This window comes from Protofrankia sp. Cj5 (assembly GCF_917627405.1).
Classification (GTDB): Bacteria; Actinomycetota; Actinomycetes; order Frankiales; family Frankiaceae; genus Protofrankia.
In genome coordinates, this window is record NZ_CAKJTO010000063.1 from 14,830 (window position 1) to 32,163 (window position 17,334).

The following is a 17,334-nucleotide window of genomic DNA, read 5'->3' on the forward strand; positions in this document are numbered from 1 at the left end:
TGGCATCTCACCTGCCCCCTGACCAGCGTGGACCGGTTCTCGCTCAGGCTCTCACAGCCACCACCATCGACCACCCGGCCGACCGGGCGCAGGCGTTGATCGGGCTGGCATCTCACCTGCCCCCCGACCTGCTCGCCCAGGCTCTGACCGCCGCATCGTTAGCAGGACGGGACGCCGTGATCGATGTTCTTCCAGCCGTACTTTCGATCGAGGAAGGGCGCGACCTGCTCGCAGCCGCGGTCGTCTCGTCGCTGCTGCGTGTGCAGCGCTGGTGGCCCTGAAGTAAGTGGTCGGTGGCCGGGAAGCGTAGCGTGCAAGCCTCGCCGTTCAGGGCGGGGCTAACGCTTCGGTGCTGGCCGCCGTGTCGCCGCTTCCTGATCGAACGACGACTTCCGAAGCACACCGTAGAGCTGGTCAAGGGTGATGGCCGCGGTGCGATCGGCCGCGGCCGCGGTGACGGACGGGTCGAAGCCAGCGCCGCTGTAGCAGATCAGAGTGGTGTCACGGGTGTCGTAGCCGCGGGCGGCGAGCAGGTCGCGAGCGCGGCGGAGCCGGTCGACATGGCGGGAGCCCATGACGTCGCCCCATTTCGCCTCGCCGAGGGACAGGATGCGGCGGGGCTCGCCGGGCACCGGTGGAGCCAGCACGGCCACGTCGATCTGGATCTGGGTCTTGCGCTCGGGGTCGGAAACCACACCGGCGCCGATCTCGCCGGGAAACTCGCCGAACAGGTCGGGCGGGGCGAAGGCCGCGTGGTCACGACAGAGCTGCTCGAAATGGGGGCCGAGGACCTGCGCGGAGAAGCGAGGGCGGGCGTCACGCCAGACCGCGGCGGCCCGGCCGCTTTCCAGGAACCCCCAGCGGGGCCTCATGACGACCTGGTAGAAGACGATCAACGGCTCGGCGATCCGGTACACCGCCCGGCCCTGGCGGAACAGGTCCTCCTCCCTGCGCAGCAGCCCACAGTCCTCCAAGACGCTCAGGTGGTGGGAGATGTCGGTGGCCTTCCGGTGACCACCCCCAGCTGCGCGGGCCCGCCCACCCGGGCCGCGAAGCGCACCAGGTGGCCCCACTCGAAGTCGCGGTCGAACACATGCGCGGGCTTCTCGATCACATCCGTCACCGTCGTTCGCCGGAGAAATAGAACTGTACTTCTAAGAACTGTACTTCTAAGAGCGCCCGGCAGGAGGGATGTGGATCAAAGAGCGGGGCTGGGGTGCGCGTGTCACGAGGCAGCGGAGGGAGCCACCGCAGGCGTGGGCTGGGCGGTGGGTGGCGGCCCAGCTGGCAGGCGCCACCTGCCGGGCGGGTCAGGCGTAGGTGAACAGCGGCGGGAAGACGAGGGTTGCGATCCAGGCCCAAGCGGCGTAGACGGGCAGGTAGCCGGTCTGCCAGCGTTCGAGCGTCGCGAACGGGGCGCGTCCACGGACGAGCCCCAGCAGCAGCCATGCTGACCAGACGAGGTTGGTGAGCAGGATGATGTTCTCGCCGAGAGCCGCGGCCTTGTTGGGCGTGGTGCCGTATTCGGTGATGCGCCCGGCGACGGCCAAGAGGACCAGGACGTCGATGGCCAACGCGCTTACCACGAGGGCGAGCTGCAGTTTGTCGAACAGATCGGGCGGGGCCAGCGGGTCGCGGGCTGAGATCGAGTAGAGGAGCAGCCCCAGCACGATGACCAGGAGCAGGTCGAACAGGATCAGCGCTTGGCGTTCGACGTCGATGCCGTTGCTGGTCCAGCCGACGGCGATGAGGAAGGCGAGCAGGACCGCTGTGAACAGCGGAGTGAACAGCCGGGTGAGCACCGGAGCGATGTTCTCGACGACGCTTTGCTTGGCCTCGACGAGCCATCCGGCCACGACGACCCCGGCCGCCGCGCCGCATGGAAGGAGCCATTGCGCGATGAACTCCTGCGGAACGATCCCGATGGCCTTGAATGCGCCGGTCGTGAATGCGGTGAGTACACCGCCGCCGAGAGCCATGAGGACGAAGTAGATGAACCATTCACCGGTGAAGCGGATGAAATCCATGCGTCGGCGGGACGACCCCCAGCCGTCGGCCATGTAGGCCAGGCCCACCACGAGCCACAGGGCGATGGGCAGGTGGATGCTGGTGATGATCAGCGACTGCGACCTGTCCGCCAGGGGGTAGGCGTTGGCCGCCACGGCGCCGAGCGCGAACAACGCCGCCAGCATCCCGATCAGTGAGCGTCGGGCCTGCCGGCGCCAGGCGAGGAAACCCGCGAGCCAGGGCAGCACGAGCAGGCTGACGTTCGGCCCGTAAAATACGGCTGCCGCGTTGTTGTCCAGACTCACCCCGAACAGCTCCGGCGCCTTGATGGACAGTGCGGCACCCGCCGCGCAGAAGGCCATCACCCTCAGGTCCCGCCGCGACCGCGCGTCCGCGGCTGGGCTTGCGGTCAGGACCAGCTGCTTCCACAGCCGTTCGGAGTGCTCCCGGGCAAACTCACGGGCCAGGTCGTCGAGGCTGCCCATCCGTTTGACCGCGATCAGGAACGCCTCATCCGCGTTCAGGCCGGCCTCGACGAGCTCGTCCACGCAGCCACGGAGATGGTCTTCGAGCTCGTCGGCGTCGGGCGGTCGCATCTCCCGGCGACGCCCCACGTACTGGCGCCACTGCGCGAGCTGCGCTTCAAGCTCCTCCTGTCCCTCCCGCGCCGTCATGCCCGGCCCTCCAGCGGGATCGCCGTCAGCGTCCCGCGGTCGCCAGGACCCAGCCAGATTCCCTTGAGGGCGTCCATGACCGTGGCCCACTGACGGCGCTGCTCGGCCAGCTCGGCCAGGCCCGCCTCGGTGAGCCGGTAGTACTTGCGCCGTCGCTCGCCCGTCACCGACTGCCAGTTGGACTCCACGCATCCGAGGCGTTCCAGCCGGTGCAGCAACGGGTAGAGCAGGCCCTCCGTCCAGTCCAGCTCACCAGCTGACAACTCGTTGATCCGTTTGAGGATCGCGTAGCCATAGCTCTCCTCCTCGGCCAGGATGCCGAGCACCAACGGCGTCGCCGAGGCGGCCACCAGATCCTTGCCGACCTTCACCAAGCCTCACCCCGTTCGATACCCTGGAAGTACGATGCATAGTACTGCTAGGCATAGAAGGCGCGATGACTGGTACGGCGTTTCGGGCGGGAGCGGTCATCGCACTCACCGCGAGCACTCTCGCGGGCAGGCACCTCGCGTTGGTGTCGTCGGTCGCTACCCAGGCGCTGACCAGGGACAATGCCCAGTGACCGCGCCGGTCGGAACATCATTTACCGAATCGAACGAGTGTTCCGAATGTCTGGCGGTTTCGGAGGCCCGGCGCGTCCGCTGACCGTATTCGTGGGGGTGGTGGAGCGCGCGATGCGGAATCCTACGTCGTCGATCTGGAACGTTGGGTGGCTTCGACGGCGAACCGAGGCCCGGCAGCTCCAGCTCTCGTCGAACCACCCGCCGCCACGGAGCACCCGGTAGGTGCCGTAGACCTCGGCGTCGTAGACGTCCCAGCACCATTCCCAGACATTGCCCAGCATGTCGTAAAAGCCCCACGCATTGGGCTGTCTGCCGCCCACGTCGTGAATCCGCTCGCGCGAATTCCCGCGATACCAAGCGATCTCGTCGAGCCGCCCATACCGCGCGCTGGCGGTGCCGGCACGACATGCATGCTCCCACTCGGCCTCGGTCGGTAGCCGGTATCCCGTGGCGGACGTGTCCCACTCGACACCATCGACGTCAGCATCGAAGCGGTACGCCGGGGCCAGCCCCTCGTGCTGTGACAGAACGTTGCAGAACCTGACGGCGTCCCACCAGGAAACGCCCTCGACGGGCAGCTGATCACCTCGCGCCGCGCTCGGCCGCTGGCCGGTAACCTGGGCGTATCGCGTTTGGGTCACCGGGAACGCCGCAAGCTGGTACGCCGCAAGCTCGACCGACCAGCTACGCTGGGATCGCCGGTCCGACAGCGTCACCCATCCTGGCGGGACGTCAATCATCTCGGTTCCCGTGCTCGCCCCCACAGATAGGTCATGGTACCGACACGTGTCCGTCATGGCGGACATGACTGTCATCCCGTATCTGACCGAGCCGTTTGCGCGCAGGTGAAGACCCGCCTCGCGGCGGCCCGGCCGCCAGTGGCGCCGGTCCCGGCGTCCGGTTGTGTCGGTCTATGCGAAGACTTCGATGGAGCAGGTGGCGGCGGCGCCGCGGTCGAGGCGGGCGTCGCTGGTGATCAGCGGGAGTCCCAGGGCCTCGGCGAGAGCAACGTACTGGGCGTCGTAGGCGCTGAGGTTGTGGTGCAGGTCGCGGACGCGTTTCCAGAGGATCAGTGTCTCGTGCCGTACGAAGGGCAGGCGCTGGTAGTCGCCGATGGCCTTCTCCGCCTCCGGTGCGGACAGCTTCCGGCCGCGGACCATCCCGAACAGGGCCGAGAGGAGTTCGTAGTCGAGCAGGCCGGGTGCGGCCAATGTAGTCAGGCCGGCGAGGCGGTGGCGGACTGCCTGGCCGGTCGGGCCATGATCGGTCAGTGTGCGGATCAGAGCCGAGCAGTCGATGACGGCTTCCGGGGCGGTCATCCGCGTCGTCTGCCTTTGTCGATCGCGGCGAGGATGTCGGAGGTCGCGAGATCGGTGTGTGTCTCGCGGTCGAGGCGGGCCATCATCTCGGCCAGGGTCGGTGTCCGGGCGTCGCGGGTGACGAGGTCGAGCAGGTAGGCCTGCAGGCTACGGCCCGTCTGTGCCGCCTTGAGCTTCAGCGCCTCCAGGGTCAGGTCTGGGACATCGCGGATTGTGATCGCAGTCATGCAGGCATTTTACCTGCATTGCCAGCGATTCGACGCTGCTGATGTAGCTGTCGGACGGCACGGCCGAGCTGGGTGACAAAGGCGGCGCGCCCCTCCGCAGCTGTCGATGTGCGCTCGGTCCGTCCGCGCGATCGCGACGAGTCAGGGAGAAGTCGCTCATCGTACAGATAGATCGTCGATCGCGGGTAGGCTGGTAGTGAAGTCACGAGTCGGGCGGGGAGGAGGACTGGTGAGTCGTCGGTTCAACACGGCTGGGCCGTGCATCCGCGCGGAGCATTACATGATTCCGGCGCTGTCCCGCCTCCCGGAGGCACCCGGGTTGGTGGATCTCAAGGCCTACTTCGTCGTCCACGCGCCCCGCCAGACGGGGAAGACGACGGCGCTCCGCGCACTCGCGGCCGACCTGACCACGCGGGGCCAGTACGCCGCGGTGCACGTCTCCTGCGAGACCGGGCGCGCCTGGGGAGACGACATCCGCGCCGCGTCCCGGGCGATTCTCGACCGGCTCCGCTCCAGCGCCGAGGACACCCTGCCTGCGGAGCTGCGGCCGGCGCCGTGGCCGGAGACCTCCGACGGCACCCTGATCGTCGAGGCGCTCAGAGCCTGGGCCCGGATCTGCCCACGTCCGCTCGTCCTGTTCTTCGACGAGATCGACGCCCTTCAGGGCCAGTCGCTGATCAGCGTGCTCAGCCAGGTGCGGGACGGCTACAACGCCCGCTCCACAGCGCCCTTCCCAGCGTCGGTCGTGCTGTGTGGTCTCCGCGATGTCCGTGACTGCCACCCCCGAAATCGCTTCGCGATTCCGCGGGTCCCCGGGGCGGCGGCCGGTGGTGACCCGTCGCGGCTGGGCACGTCGAGCCCGTTCAACATCAAACTCAAGTCACTTAGAGCGCCCGGCAATAGGGGTGTGGATCAAGGAGCGGGGCTGGGGTGCGTGCATCGCGAGGCGGCGGAGGAAGGCGCCCTGGTGCTGGGCGCCGACTGACGACAACGACGCGAGGTGCGTGCCCCAGCCCCGCGACGCCGCGTCCCCTATTGCCGGTCGCTCTTAGGCTGGGCGACTTCACCGCGGGCGAGGTGGCGGAGCTCTACGGTCAGCACACCGCCGCCACCGGCCAGCCGTTCGCGCCGGGCGCGGTCGAGCACGCCTACGAGCTCACGGGCGGCCAGCCGTGGCTGGTCAACGCGCTGGCCCGCGAGGTCGTCGAGGAGATGGCCGTGCCCGCCACAGAGACGATCACACGTGAGCATCTCGAGGCCGCGAAGGAACGGCTCGTCCTTGCGCGCGCCACCCACCTGGACTCGCTGGCCTCCAAGCTGGCCGAGCCCCGTGTCCGTGAGATCATCGCTCCGTTGATCGCCGGGGACCCGCTCGTCCTCGACCCGTACGACGACGACGTCAGCTATGTCCGCGATCTCGGCCTCATCGCGCCCGACCCACCCGTACGGGCCGCGAATCCGATCTACCGCGAGGTCATCGTCCGCGTCCTGTCGTCCTCCGTGCAGGAGAGCATCACCACCGATCCCCGCACCTTCGTCCGCCCGGACGGCAGTTTCGATCTTCCGCGAGTCCTCGCCGACTTCGCGGTCTGGTGGATCGAGAACGGCGAGTTCCTCACCAGCCGCGGCTACTACGACGAGGCCGCGCCCCAGCTCATTCTCATGGGCTACCTCCAGCGCGCGGTCAACGGTACCGGCCAGGTCGAACGCGAATACGCGCTCGGATCCGGCCGCATCGACCTTCATCTCCGCTGGCCCTACGCACCCCGCGGGGGACCGCGGCAGGTCCAGCGCGAGGGTTTTGAGATCAAGGCCTGGCGCACCGGCAGATCCAACCCGCTCAAGGCCGGGCTCTTGCAGCTGGACCGCTACCTCGACCGGCTCCAGTTGCCGATCGGCACCCTTGTGATCTTCGACCAGCGCACGAACGCGCCTCCCATTGACGAACGCACCGCGATCACCACCGTGACCAGCCCGGCCGGGCGCTGCATCACCCTCCTCAACGGGTGACCGACGCCCGCGCGCCCTGGGCCCGAACACGACGCGGGGGCCGAGTTGTTCGCGAGGCCGGACCGGCCGCTTCCCGACGATGCGATCATCTGCGGGCGGTCACGCCTGGGGTGCCAGGAGGAGGTGGGGCGAGGTGGCCGCGCGCCGCGTGCCCGGGGAGCCGAGGAGAGCGGTAAGGGTGCCGGTCTCGTCGGCGATCAGCTCACTGCCATCCCACACCAGCAGCAGGGCGCTGACCGTGTGCTGGACGGGGGAGTGCGCGAGGTCGTAGTGCGCGGCGGCGCGGACCACGGCCGAGGTCGCCCACAGGTCGTAGCCGGTCATGAACAGGTCGAGGTCGAACTGCGCCGCCAGGGACATGAGCTCGGCGCGGCCGGTGTCGTCCACCCCGGCGAACGCCTCGTCGAGAGCGAGCAGGCGGGGCGCGTCCGGGCGCGCCGTGTTCAGGGTCGCATGCGCCGCCGCAAACAGCGGCAGGTGCAGCGACACCGACTGCTCGCCGCCGGACAGCCTGCTGTGCCTGGCCCGGGTAAGCGTCTCCTCCTCGCCCTCGGGGCCCACCAGACGGAACGAGAACTGCCGCCAGCGCCGGTAGTCCAGCACGGAGGCGAGGAGCTCGCGGTAGGGCTGGTCCCGGTGGCGCGCCCGCTCGGTCTTGATCCGATCGGCGAAGTGCGCCCGCATCCGGGCGAGCGAATCCGGCGCCAGGCGGGAGGATTCCGTGTCGAGCAGGCTCACGACCGCCCGCTGCTCGGCGTCGAGGGCATCGGACATCTGCCAGCTCACGCCGACCTTCTTGCCCGACGACATCCGCCGCTCGCGCATCTCCCTGTTCATCGCCCGGATCAGGTCGCGCGCGTCGACGGTGCGGTCGTGGATCTGCTGTGCCAGCCGGGTCAGCAGCGCGTCCTCGAGGATCCGCTGCTCGCTGTCGGACAGCAGCAGGTGCTGGTCACGGCGCGCGGCGGAGATCCGGTTGGCGAACGCCGCGGCGGGCAGCGGCCCCTGCTCGTCAGCGATCCGCACGACGATCACACCGTCCGGGCTGTCCCACGCGGGGTGGTAGTCCTGACCGGCCGCCGCGAGCTGTGCCTGTAGCTCCTCGAGCGCCCGGGTCAGCCGGGTGGTCGACGCCTTCTGCGACGTCTCGGTCGCGGACATGCCACGGGTGGCCGTGAGGATGGCGTCATGGATCGCGAGCGCTGCCGGCGGGGTCTCGCCGCGTGTCCACTCCTCCTCGCTCGCGGGCCACCGCAGCCCCGGCGGGCACGCCAGCACGTCGAGCAGCTCCCGGGCCGCGAACGGAGCCAGCCTCCGGGCGGTGGTGAGCTCCTCGTCCAGCGCGACGCGCAGCGCCGCCCGGCCCGAGGAGACCCGCTCGCTGGCGGCGGACGCCAGCCGGATCGCCTCCATCTCGGCCCCGCGGGCGGCCTTTTCCTCGTCCTGCGCGGCGGCCAGCCCGGACTCGGCCGCCGAGATCCGCGCCAGCACCTCCTGGGCCTCGGCGCCGACAGACTCCCGCAGCGCCTGCAGCTTCGCGTTCTCCTCGGCATGGCGGCGGTACGCGGAGCGGTGCGTGCCGGCGGCCGCCTGTTCCTCCGCAGCGGCGTGTTCGACGCGGTCGCGGGCGTCGGCGACGGCGTCGGCCTGCCGCCCGCGTTCCCGGTACCTGGCTTCGAGGTCGCGGGCGGCTGCCTCGAAACGGCGGGTCGCGTCCTCGACCCGGTCGGCGCTCTCGGGGGTGAGCACGTTGTCGGCAGCGGCCCGGCGCAGGGCGCGCTCAGTCACGGTGACGGCGGCGACGGACTCGTCGAAGCTCACCCGAGCCTGCTCAGCGGCGTGCCGGGCACTGCGCAGGTGCCCGGCGGCCCGGTTGTGTTCCCGCTGGGCGCCGGCGATCTGACCGGTCGTGGGCAGGTCCGTGCGGGCGTCACCGAACGCGGCCAGGGTGTCGGCGAGCGCTTGTGCCCGCTTGTCGAGGCCGGCGATTTCGGCGGTCAGCGTGGCGATCCTCGCGTCGCACTCGGTGATCCGCGCGGCGCGGCGGTGGGCACGGGCGGTCGCGCCGATGTACTCGGCGTGCTCCTTGTGGTGCCGCCCGGCGATGATGCCCTGCGAGTAGCGCCCATCGCTGCCGGTCACGGCGGCGCTGGAGAACAGGCTCCCGTCGAGCGCGACCGACGCCAGGATGGCGGTGACCAGTCCCCGCGGCATGGGTGTGTCGTCCTCGGGTTCCAGCACGTCGGTGAGGTTCGGCCCGGTGACGGCTGTCCCGGGGACCAGGTACCCGTCATAGCCGGGCGCGGCCAGGAGGCCGGCGTGGCCGTCCGGCGACACCCAGGCGTCGAGCATGCCGCTGGCCTCGAGGGCCGCCTCGATCGCCGCCGCCCGCGTGTCGTCGACGCCGGGCGCGAAGCGGACCAGGCGCCACAGCGGGGCGCCGGTGACATCCATACGGTCCGCGGCCCGTCCGGGACGTCCGGGACGTCGCGGCGGGGCGTCGTCCCGCTCGGCGGCGATGGCGGCCCGCTCGGCGGTCACGGCCTTCCGCTCCGTGACGAGGGCGGTGTGCCGGGCGCGCAGGGCCGCCTGCTCGTCGCGGACCTGGTGTTCCGCCGGGGCGGTCCCGGCGTTGTACGTGCTCTCCGGCAGCGCCGCGTCCGGCTCGCCGAACTGGGCCAGCGCGTCGCCCAGCGCCTCGGTGAGGTCCGCCCAGCCGTGCGTGGGCAACAGCCCGGAGTGCCGGGACGACCAGGCGGCCAGGGCTTGCCCGGCGGCCTCGACGGCGCTGGCGACCGCGCCGTCGGCGGCCTGCTCGGCCTGCTCGGCGTCGGTGAGGGCCTGCGTGGCGCGGTCAAGGGCGATCCGGGCGAGGTCACGGGACTGCTCGGCCTTGCGGTGCTCAGCGTCGGGCGCGCGGACGGCTCGGACGTTCTCGAGGCGGACGGCAGCGCGGGCGCTGGCCCGCCGTACCACGCCAGCCGCCTCGGCGTCGGCGGCCTGCCAGTCGATCCCCGCCCGCGCCGCATGGTCGAGGAGCTCCGCCGCGGTGCGGGCCGCCGCCGCGGAGAGGTCGGCGAGCTCGGCGCCCGCGCGCTCGGCCTCGGACCGCGCGCGGGCGGCTGCCGCTTGGCGGCGGTCCAGCTCGGCCCTTGTCTCGTTGGCGGTCTGCAGGCAGGTGCGGACCAGGCGGTCCAAGTCGCCCATCTGCTCGACCGCCTGGTAGGCGTTGCTCGCCCTGAGCTGCTCGATCCTGCCGCGCAGCCCGGCGACGGCCGTCTCGGCCTGCTCGCGGTGGTTCTCGGCGGCCCGCTGCCCGTCCCGCGCGGCCCGCTCGGCCTCCTCGTACGCCACGGTCGCGGCACGCTGGGCCTGCGTCGCCTCGCGTCGGCGGGTCAGCGCGCCAGCGGCGGCGCGGGCGTGGGTGCGCAGGTAGGTCGTGTAGCTGGCGAGGAACGCGGCGGTCGCCTCGTCGGCGGCCACCAGGCCCTCCAGCGTGCGGGTGACCGTCTCCATGTCGTCGAAGCTGCGCGCCGCCTCGTTGATGAGGTCGTCGTCCACGGGCCGCAGGCCGTCGGTCAGCGTGTCCGACAGCCTGACCGGGTCGAGGTTCTTGGCGAGCTGCGGCCTGCGCAGCGTGAGGATCAGGGTGACCAGCTGCTCGTAGCGCTCGGCGCCGAGGCCGAACAGCCGGGTGTCGATCGCGGCCCGGTAGTCCGTCGCCGAGGCGTGGATGTTCGCGTCGCCGATCTCCTCGGCGAGCTGCTTGCGCGTCATCGGCCGGTCGTCGTCGGTGAGCAGCGAGAAGTCCTCGCCGACCCGGCCATCGGCGACGAAGTGCCAGCGCACCGGCGTGTCCCGGTGTCGCTGGGCGTGCAGACCGATGCCGACGGTCACCGCCTGCCTTGTGTCCCGGTGGCGGAACTCGAGCCAGACGTAGCCGACCGCGTTGTCCGCGCCCCGGTACAGCAGGTTGGACTTCATCGTCCGGTCCCCGGCGGCGAACGGGTTGAGCCGCTTGGGGTCGATCCGGCCGTCGAGGACAAAGGGGAAGAGGACTTCGAGGGCCTTGGTCTTGCCGGACCCGTTCGGCCCGCGCAGGATCAGCCAGCCGCGGGCGAACGAGAACTCCTCGTCCCGGTAGTCCCACATGTTGATGATGCCGGCCCGAGTGGGCTCGTACCTGGTCACTTGATCGTTTCCTTGAGCTGGGCGGTGACGCCCCGGTAGCGGGCGAGCAGGGGCAGGATGAGGACGCCGCCGTCGGTACGGGCCACGAAGCCCACGCTGGCGAGCAGGTGCAGGACGTCGTCGAGGAGACTGGCCGGGTCAGCGATCTGGCGTTCGGACATGCCGCGGCCGAACTCCTTGACCAGTTTCGTGAGCTCCGCCCGCAGCCAGGAGTCACTGAGGAACGGATAGGTGGCCTCGCGACCGGCTGCCTTCGTCGCCTCGGCCGCGACGTCACCAGAAGGCATGGCGTCACCAGAAGGCAGGGCGTCACCGGGCGGCGCCGCGGCACTGGGCCGCCCGGCGCTGTCAGTGGCTGTGGCGCTGTCGGTGGCCGCGGCCTGATCGGCGTCCGCGAGCAGGGCGGTGACACCGGAGCGCGCGGGCAGTGCCGCGTCGATGCGGGCGGAAGCGTCGGCGAGCCGCTCGGCCGCCGTGGCGGCGGGCAGCAACTCGACGCGGTGCCGGCTGGACGCCAGGTAGCCGGCGATCCGGGCGCACAGCAGCAGCGCCGCCTGGGCGACCGTGCCGGTGCCGGGGAACGTGACGTCGGTGAGCCGGCCGCCCGTGTTGATCAGGGCGACTCCCTCGGCGCGGCGTTCCAGCGGCAGCCCGGTGAGGCGTTCCAGGTCCTCGGCGAGGGCAGGGGCCCGCAACTGGCCGCGCAGGCCCTCGTCGACGTCCGCGTAGTAGACGACGGGCTGTTCCAGGGCAAGGCGGCGGGCCCGGCGGCCGGTGCGGCGGCGCTCGGCGTTGATGCCCTGCTCCGGGCCCGCGCTCGCGGCGTCGCCGAGCAGGTCGGTCACCGAGTTCAGGTGCTGCAGGACACGGCTCGGGGCGTAGACCGCCCCGGTGATCTCCCGGTCGATGTCGTAGAGCGCCTCGGCGTGTTCGGGGTCGTTGACCCAGTCCACGGCGCTGCCGTCGGCCATCCGCAGCGCGCCCCGCGTCTCGAGCCACGCGACCGCGTCCACGAAGGCGTCCCGGTCGGCCTTCCGCTCGGTGTCCATGCCGAGGCCGTCGACACGGCCGGCCTCGGCGGCCACCGCGTCGGCGAGTTCGGACAGGGCGATCTGGGTGCCGGCGCGGCCCAGCACCGACAGGGCGAGCACGAGGTAGGCGTAGCGGCGGCGGTCGAAGGGCTTCCTCGCCCGGGTGTACGCCGGGCGGGTCGCGTCGAGGGTGTCCTGGACGCGGCGCAGCCGGACCGTGTCGCCGCCCGTGACCAGGGTGTACCCGAGCGTCTCGGCGAGGTCCACGCGCAGCTGCGATGCCCACTTGCGGACCAGCGGAAGGGTGGCTCTGTCCGGGTAGGACGCCGTGATGAGCGGATGGCGCAGCACCTGACGGGCGGCCTGCTGGTACTCGTCGAGATCTAAGGCGCTGACCTTCTCCGCGACCCTCACGCCGAGACCGCCGCCGCCGCGGGCGCGGGCGCGGGCGCGGGCGCGGGCGCGACCAGCCCCGAGCCAGCGCTCCTGATCTCGATCGCCAGCCTGTCGAGGTGCAGCCTGCCGCGGACCGTCCGCACGGTCGTGACGCCTGGCGCGGGGCGCAGCGTGAGGCGCACACCGTCGGAGGAGCCGGCGGCGACCGGGCCGGGGTCTACGGTCCGGCTGACCGGCACCCGGGCGACCAGGGCGATACTGAGCAGGCTGAGCAGGGCCTCGGTCTCCGCCTCGTCGAGGACGCGGTCGTGGACGCCGTTGCCGGCGAGCTGCCCCATCGCGGAACGGCGCTGCGTGGTGGCCTTGAGCTGCTCGGCGCGCAGCCACTCCTTCGCAGCCTCGTCGCGCTGGAGCCGGCCGGGGCCCCGCAGCCCGGTTCTGCGGCCGACCCGCACGAGGGTGCGTGAGAGCGCCACCGGCTCGGCCTCCCACCAGGACTGTCTGCTGGGGATCAGCTCGGGGTCCTCGTAGCCGGCTGCGACGTGCCGCGGCCCGCCGAGACCGAAGACCGCCTGGTACAGCGCGTGCGCGTCGGTGTCGGCGGGCAGGCTGGTGAACCACTGCGCGAGGTGGCGCAGCTGGCTCTCGCGGCTGACGCCGCCCCTCCTCGACTCCGTCACCCGCCGCAGCAAGGCGGTGACGTTGGCGATGGCGGTGATCGTCGCGTCCTGCAGCCGGTCCGCCTCGCTGGCCCGCTGCGCTGCCCCCGGGGAGGTACCGAACCACTGGACAAGGCCGGCCCAGCGCCGTCGCCACTCCGCGGTCCGGTCGCGGGAGCGGAAGAGGGAGTCATCGGCCTCGGCGGCGAGCGCCGCGACCCGGTCCGCTCCCTCGGCGCCCACTGCCTCGACCGCGTCGGCGAGCAGCGGCGCGTACCTGCTGAGCTCGGAATGGAACTCGCGCATATGGGCGAGCAGGGCGTCCTTGTGCGCGAGGAAGACCTCGGGGCGGGTGTCGTTCGTCCGCGACAGGTCGCCGAGCATCAGGTAGAACCGGGCGGCGCGCTGCGCCATGTCCGCGAGGACGCCGTCGAGGCGGGACAGCTTGCGGTACACCTCCGGCGCGTCGCCCTCGCGCACCGCCTCGGCGAGCGCCCGCAGGTCCGCCAGGATGTCGGGGAAGACCAGCCGCGACAGCTGCGCGTCCTCCAGGCTGGCGGACAGCACGTCCTCCACCGCCCGATAGGCGCGGTAGCCCGCCTGGGTGAACTGGTAGACGTAGTGCCGGTTGCGGTACTCGGCCAGGTTCGCGGCCCGGGTGCCGTCATAGGAACGGTCGAGGACCTTCCAGTCGGCGAGCGAGTCCAGCAGGGACTGGACGTCGGGCACCCGCGCGTCCGGGCGCTCCTCGGCCAGGGCGTCGAGCGCGGCCTGGGCATCGGCCACGTGCACCAGCACCTGATAGTCGGCGCGTGCCCGGTCGAGGGCACGCAGCAGCCACAGGTATTCGTGGCGCTTCTCGGTGGCGGCGAAGTGGAACAGGCGCAGGCGGTCGTCGGCGGTGAACGCCGCGATACCGAAAGCGCCACCCGGCGTGCCCGGTGGGTCCTGGGCGCTTGTCGTTGTCATGGTTTCGGTATCCCAGCAAATACGCGGTCGGAATGGCTCACAGACGGTGCTCGGTATGCTGCTCAGTCATCTCGGTCATCGTCGACGCGCAGTCCGGACAACGACCGGAGAATGGTCAGGGCTACGCCGCGCGACAAATCCTCATGGTAGCGCTCGTTGCCGACGGTCCGTAGGCAGCCATAACAGGATGTCTCGAGGCCGCAGTCGCACGCGCTTACCCGTCGCAGCGCGGAGTCGACGACGATATCCAGCGACCCGGCGATACGCGCCGCGCTGCCCGCCCCGCCGGGGACGGTGTCGAACAGCACCAGACCACTGCGCTGGTCGGCACCTGCGTGCACGACGCCGTCGATGTCGCCCCGGCTGATCTCCAGGCCCTCGGCGCAGCCTTCCAGCAGCGCGTAGAGCAGCGAGTGCCACCGCGCCCGCTCGTCGGCGCCGGAGCCGGTAGCGCCCAGACCGGGCGCGTCGACCTGGACGCGCACAATGTCGGTCTCGTAGGTGTGCGCCAGCGACCGCCAGCGCAGCAGGCCTGTGCACGGCTTGCCGCGCAGCGGGTTGAGGTGCGACTTGGGCGCACGGCCGTGGTTGGCGCCGCCCCAGCCGCACCAGTCGCAGAGCAGGAAGCCCGCGCCGCCCGGCCCTTCGGACAGCGACACGAGCCGGCCCCGGGTGCCGCTGTGACACCAGGCCATCGCGCCGTCCGCCGACCGCCAGCGGCTCTCGCTGAGCTCCGCGCCGAGGGACACCACGTGGACGCCGCCGTTCCAGACGCGCAGCGGCGGGGCAGTGCCTGGCCTCGCGGTGCGTGGGTCGGCCACGAAGCCGAACTCGGGCACGCAGTATTCCCGCACCGGCCCGTCGGCCGGCCGCCCGCAGGCGGTGCACGCCGGTTCGAGGTCGCCGCCGCCCTCGCGGTAGTGCTGGCAGCCGCGGCAGACCGTGTAAGAGCGGGTGATGAGCTCCCGGCCGGGCAGCCGGTAGATCCCGGCGCTGCGCCACAGCACACCGCCGGCGACCAGTTCGGAGCCGGGCGCGTACTCGTGGATCGCCATCGCCAGGTCGCGGGTCAGTTCGAGGCGCGCCCCGACCTGGGAGTCGCAGTGCGCCGTACGCAGCTCGACGGTGTCGACCGGGAACCCGTACTTGGGCAGGATGTTGCGGTTGGCGAGGAACCCGATCAGCGACCGCCGGGTGATCGTGTTGATGGACCGCTCGAACCGGGCGGCCATGTCGCTGCGCCGAGACTCGAACGCCTCCTTGCGCCGCTCCTCGAACAGGGCGACGTCCTGGGCGAGCTCGGCGCGGACCGCCGCCAGCAGCGCGTCAAGCTCGTCCACCCAGGCGCCGGAGTCGAGGCCGATCTGTTCCTGGACGGACTTGGGCAGGACCGCCCGCAGCGCGGCGTCGACATCGTCCGGTACCGGCGTCAGGAAGCTGCGGACCAGCTGTGACGGAGCGGCGGGCGGGCCCGGCCGGCCGGGAGCCCCGCCCCGCTCGCCGAGGAAGAAGGCACCCGCGTTCTTCCACTCCTGGCCGGTGTTCTCCTTCGCGTCGCGGAAGAACGCCGCGAGCGCCACCGAGTGCGCGTGGCGCCGGTCGATCCTCGGGTTGCCGAGCGGCACGTAGGGGGCGCGGACCTGGCCGGTCAGCATCGTCTCGGGCGCGGCGTAGCGGGACAGGTCGTGGGAGCGGCGCTGCGCGTAGGTCAGCACGAGGGCCGGTGAGCCCGCGCGGCGGCCAGCCCGTCCGGCCCGCTGGATGTAGCTCGCCGTGGTGGGCGGCATGTTGCGCAGCAGCACGGCGTTCAGCGCGCCCACGTCCACGCCGAGCTCAAAGGTCGTGGAGCAGGACAGCACGTTCACCTCCCCGGCCAGGAAACGCTGCTGGATGTCGGCTGCCTCCAGCCCGGTCCACTGGGCGGTGTGCTCGCGGGCGGTCAGGGAGACCGGCGCGGTGCGCTGGTAGAGCGCCCGGTAGTGCTCGTCGTCATTGTCGGTGGCGGCGGTCACCGGCGCCAGCCGGCCGGCGCAGCGCAGGGTCGGGCAGACGCCGCGCACGGACGCGGAGACCCGCCGACGGCACACGTCGCACTGGTACAGCTCCGCTGCCCCGCCCGGCGCGAGCGTCAGCCAGGTGTGGTCGACCCGGTAGACCTGGCCGATCTTCGGCAGCGCCGTTCCGGCGAGCCACCCGTCCCGGACGGCGGTCAGCGCCCGCCAGCAGCCGGCCAACGTCTCCCGCGGGTCGGCGCCGCCCGTGCCGAGCAGGCGGCGGAGGTAGTCCAGGCGCCTGTTGACGCCGCGGGTCGGCAGCCAGCTGAGCACTTTGAGCTTTGCCTCGGCACCGTCGACGCGGACGTAGATCGGTCCCCGGCGCGGGTCGAACATCTCGTCCGCTGGGTCGACCTCCGCCGGCATCGACAGCGCGCCCTGCAGCCGCAGCGTCCGCGCGAGCTCGCCGAGCAGCAGCCAGCACTCGTCGGCGGTGAGGCCGAGCGCGAGCAGCGGGGCCGGCGCCCGCCACGCCGGGTCGACATCCAAGGCGACACGCAGCAGGCCGAGACCTTCCAGCGACTGCCGCTCGTCGAGGGCGATCAGCTCGCGCGCCACCCAGCGGGCGGTCTCCCGCCGGCGTGCCTGCCGGGACTCGCGGCGCCCGAACACCCCGGCGGCGCCGGCCTCGGCGGCCACCGCCTCGATCAGGTCGTCCACTGAGCACGAGGGGTCGGACGCGGTAGCCCGGGCCAGCCCGTCGAGGATCAGGCGGCGCTGCTGTACCAGCGCGTGGCTGGATTCGAGATACGGCGCGAAGAACGCGGCCGCCTGCCTGCTGTCGCTGAACGCCAGCAGCTTGCGGCCGCCTCCCGGCCGCCCGGCGAACTCGTCGTCGGCAGGCAGCGCCTGGTAGAGAGCTGTCGCGAGGACGGCGGCGGAGGCCTCGTTGCCGCTCTCGAACAGCCGGATCATGCCGGTGCCGCGCGCGCCGCACGACAGGCAGCCACGCGGCGTCCCGGACCGGCCGGGCAGCCGGCGCACCGTACGCAGGTACGCGGCGGAACATCCGCACGGGGCGACGGCGCCTGTCGCGGTGGGCGCGTGCAGCGCGCCGCACCTGCCGCACAGCAGAGCGCTCTTCGCGTCCTTGGCGTCCTGCTCGGCGGTCTCCTCGAATGCGGCGTCGTCCTCGTCAACCCCCTGCGCCGCGTCCTCGGGCCGCGCCGCGTCCTCGGGCCGCGCCGCGTCCTCGGGCCGCGCCGCGTCCTCGGGCCGCGCCGCGCTCTCGGGC

General features: G+C 71.8%; 14 protein-coding genes and 1 pseudogene. 4 read left to right on the forward strand and 11 right to left on the reverse strand.

Features of this window, described 5'->3' with window-relative positions:
- Positions 1 to 281 (forward strand): annotated as a pseudogene (locus MJ777_RS14590) (hypothetical protein); the annotation flags it as partial.
- 57 nt (positions 282 to 338) lie between these two features.
- Here the strand turns inward: MJ777_RS14590 and MJ777_RS14595 are convergent.
- The 4 genes from MJ777_RS14595 to MJ777_RS14610 form a co-directional block, all read right to left on the reverse strand.
- Positions 339 to 974, reverse strand: a complete 636-nt coding sequence (locus tag MJ777_RS14595) for a hypothetical protein (protein WP_239376797.1) — start codon at positions 972 to 974, stop codon at positions 339 to 341.
- A gap of 5 nt (positions 975 to 979) precedes the next feature.
- Entirely contained in the window at positions 980 to 1,123 is a 144-nt protein-coding gene (locus tag MJ777_RS14600; RefSeq protein WP_239376799.1) for a hypothetical protein, read from the reverse strand.
- 187 nt (positions 1,124 to 1,310) lie between these two features.
- Positions 1,311 to 2,681, reverse strand: a complete 1,371-nt coding sequence (locus MJ777_RS14605; protein ID WP_239376801.1) for a permease prefix domain 1-containing protein — start codon at positions 2,679 to 2,681, stop codon at positions 1,311 to 1,313.
- Positions 2,678 to 3,052: a PadR family transcriptional regulator gene (locus tag MJ777_RS14610; RefSeq protein WP_239346985.1), complete on the reverse strand. Its 375-nt coding sequence runs from the start codon at positions 3,050 to 3,052 to the stop codon at positions 2,678 to 2,680. Before MJ777_RS14610 ends, MJ777_RS14605 begins: the two co-directional genes overlap by 4 nt.
- A 65-nt stretch (positions 3,053 to 3,117) precedes the next feature.
- Between MJ777_RS14610 and MJ777_RS22750 the strand changes: the two genes are divergently transcribed.
- The gene (locus MJ777_RS22750; protein ID WP_255720376.1) at positions 3,118 to 3,243 is read left to right on the forward strand and encodes a hypothetical protein; all 126 of its coding nucleotides are present in this window, start codon (positions 3,118 to 3,120) and stop codon (positions 3,241 to 3,243) included.
- A gap of 21 nt (positions 3,244 to 3,264) precedes the next feature.
- On the opposite strand, the gene MJ777_RS14615 is transcribed toward MJ777_RS22750, so the two are convergent.
- The 3 genes from MJ777_RS14615 to MJ777_RS14625 all read right to left on the reverse strand — a co-directional run bounded on the left by MJ777_RS14615 (position 3,265) and on the right by MJ777_RS14625 (position 4,790).
- Positions 3,265 to 3,984, reverse strand: coding sequence for a formylglycine-generating enzyme family protein (locus MJ777_RS14615; protein ID WP_239376803.1), 720 nt, complete (start codon positions 3,982 to 3,984; stop codon positions 3,265 to 3,267).
- Positions 3,985 to 4,155: 171 nt separating this feature from the next.
- Positions 4,156 to 4,563, reverse strand: a complete 408-nt coding sequence (locus MJ777_RS14620; RefSeq protein WP_239335595.1) for a type II toxin-antitoxin system VapC family toxin — start codon at positions 4,561 to 4,563, stop codon at positions 4,156 to 4,158.
- Positions 4,560 to 4,790 carry an antitoxin gene (locus tag MJ777_RS14625; protein ID WP_239346986.1) on the reverse strand — a complete coding sequence of 77 codons (231 nt, stop codon included), beginning with the start codon at positions 4,788 to 4,790 and terminating at the stop codon, positions 4,560 to 4,562. Before MJ777_RS14625 ends, MJ777_RS14620 begins: the two co-directional genes overlap by 4 nt.
- Positions 4,791 to 5,019: 229 nt before the next feature.
- On the opposite strand from MJ777_RS14625, the gene MJ777_RS14630 reads away from it, so the two are divergent.
- Both MJ777_RS14630 and MJ777_RS14635 read left to right on the forward strand, forming a co-directional pair.
- Positions 5,020 to 5,775 carry an ATP-binding protein gene (locus MJ777_RS14630; RefSeq protein WP_239376805.1) on the forward strand — a complete coding sequence of 252 codons (756 nt, stop codon included), beginning with the start codon at positions 5,020 to 5,022 and terminating at the stop codon, positions 5,773 to 5,775.
- 50 nt (positions 5,776 to 5,825) lie between these two features.
- Complete coding sequence (locus tag MJ777_RS14635) at positions 5,826 to 6,800, forward strand: hypothetical protein (RefSeq protein ID WP_239376807.1); 975 nt, start codon at positions 5,826 to 5,828, stop codon at positions 6,798 to 6,800.
- Positions 6,801 to 6,899: 99 nt separating this feature from the next.
- Here MJ777_RS14635 and MJ777_RS14640 read toward each other — a convergent pair whose 3' ends face one another.
- From MJ777_RS14640 to MJ777_RS14655, 4 genes are all read right to left on the reverse strand, one after another.
- On the reverse strand, positions 6,900 to 10,991 hold the full coding sequence (locus tag MJ777_RS14640; protein ID WP_239376809.1) for a TIGR02680 family protein: 4,092 nt from the start codon (positions 10,989 to 10,991) through the stop codon (positions 6,900 to 6,902).
- Positions 10,988 to 12,436: a TIGR02678 family protein gene (locus MJ777_RS14645; RefSeq protein ID WP_239376811.1), complete on the reverse strand. Its 1,449-nt coding sequence runs from the start codon at positions 12,434 to 12,436 to the stop codon at positions 10,988 to 10,990. The genes MJ777_RS14640 and MJ777_RS14645 overlap by 4 nt, the downstream gene beginning before the upstream one ends.
- Positions 12,433 to 14,046 carry a TIGR02677 family protein gene (locus tag MJ777_RS14650; protein ID WP_239376813.1) on the reverse strand — a complete coding sequence of 538 codons (1,614 nt, stop codon included), beginning with the start codon at positions 14,044 to 14,046 and terminating at the stop codon, positions 12,433 to 12,435. Before MJ777_RS14650 ends, MJ777_RS14645 begins: the two co-directional genes overlap by 4 nt.
- 62 nt (positions 14,047 to 14,108) lie before the next feature.
- The coding region (locus MJ777_RS14655; protein WP_239376815.1) for a Zn-binding domain-containing protein at positions 14,109 to 17,334 on the reverse strand (3,226 nt) is incomplete at its 5' end.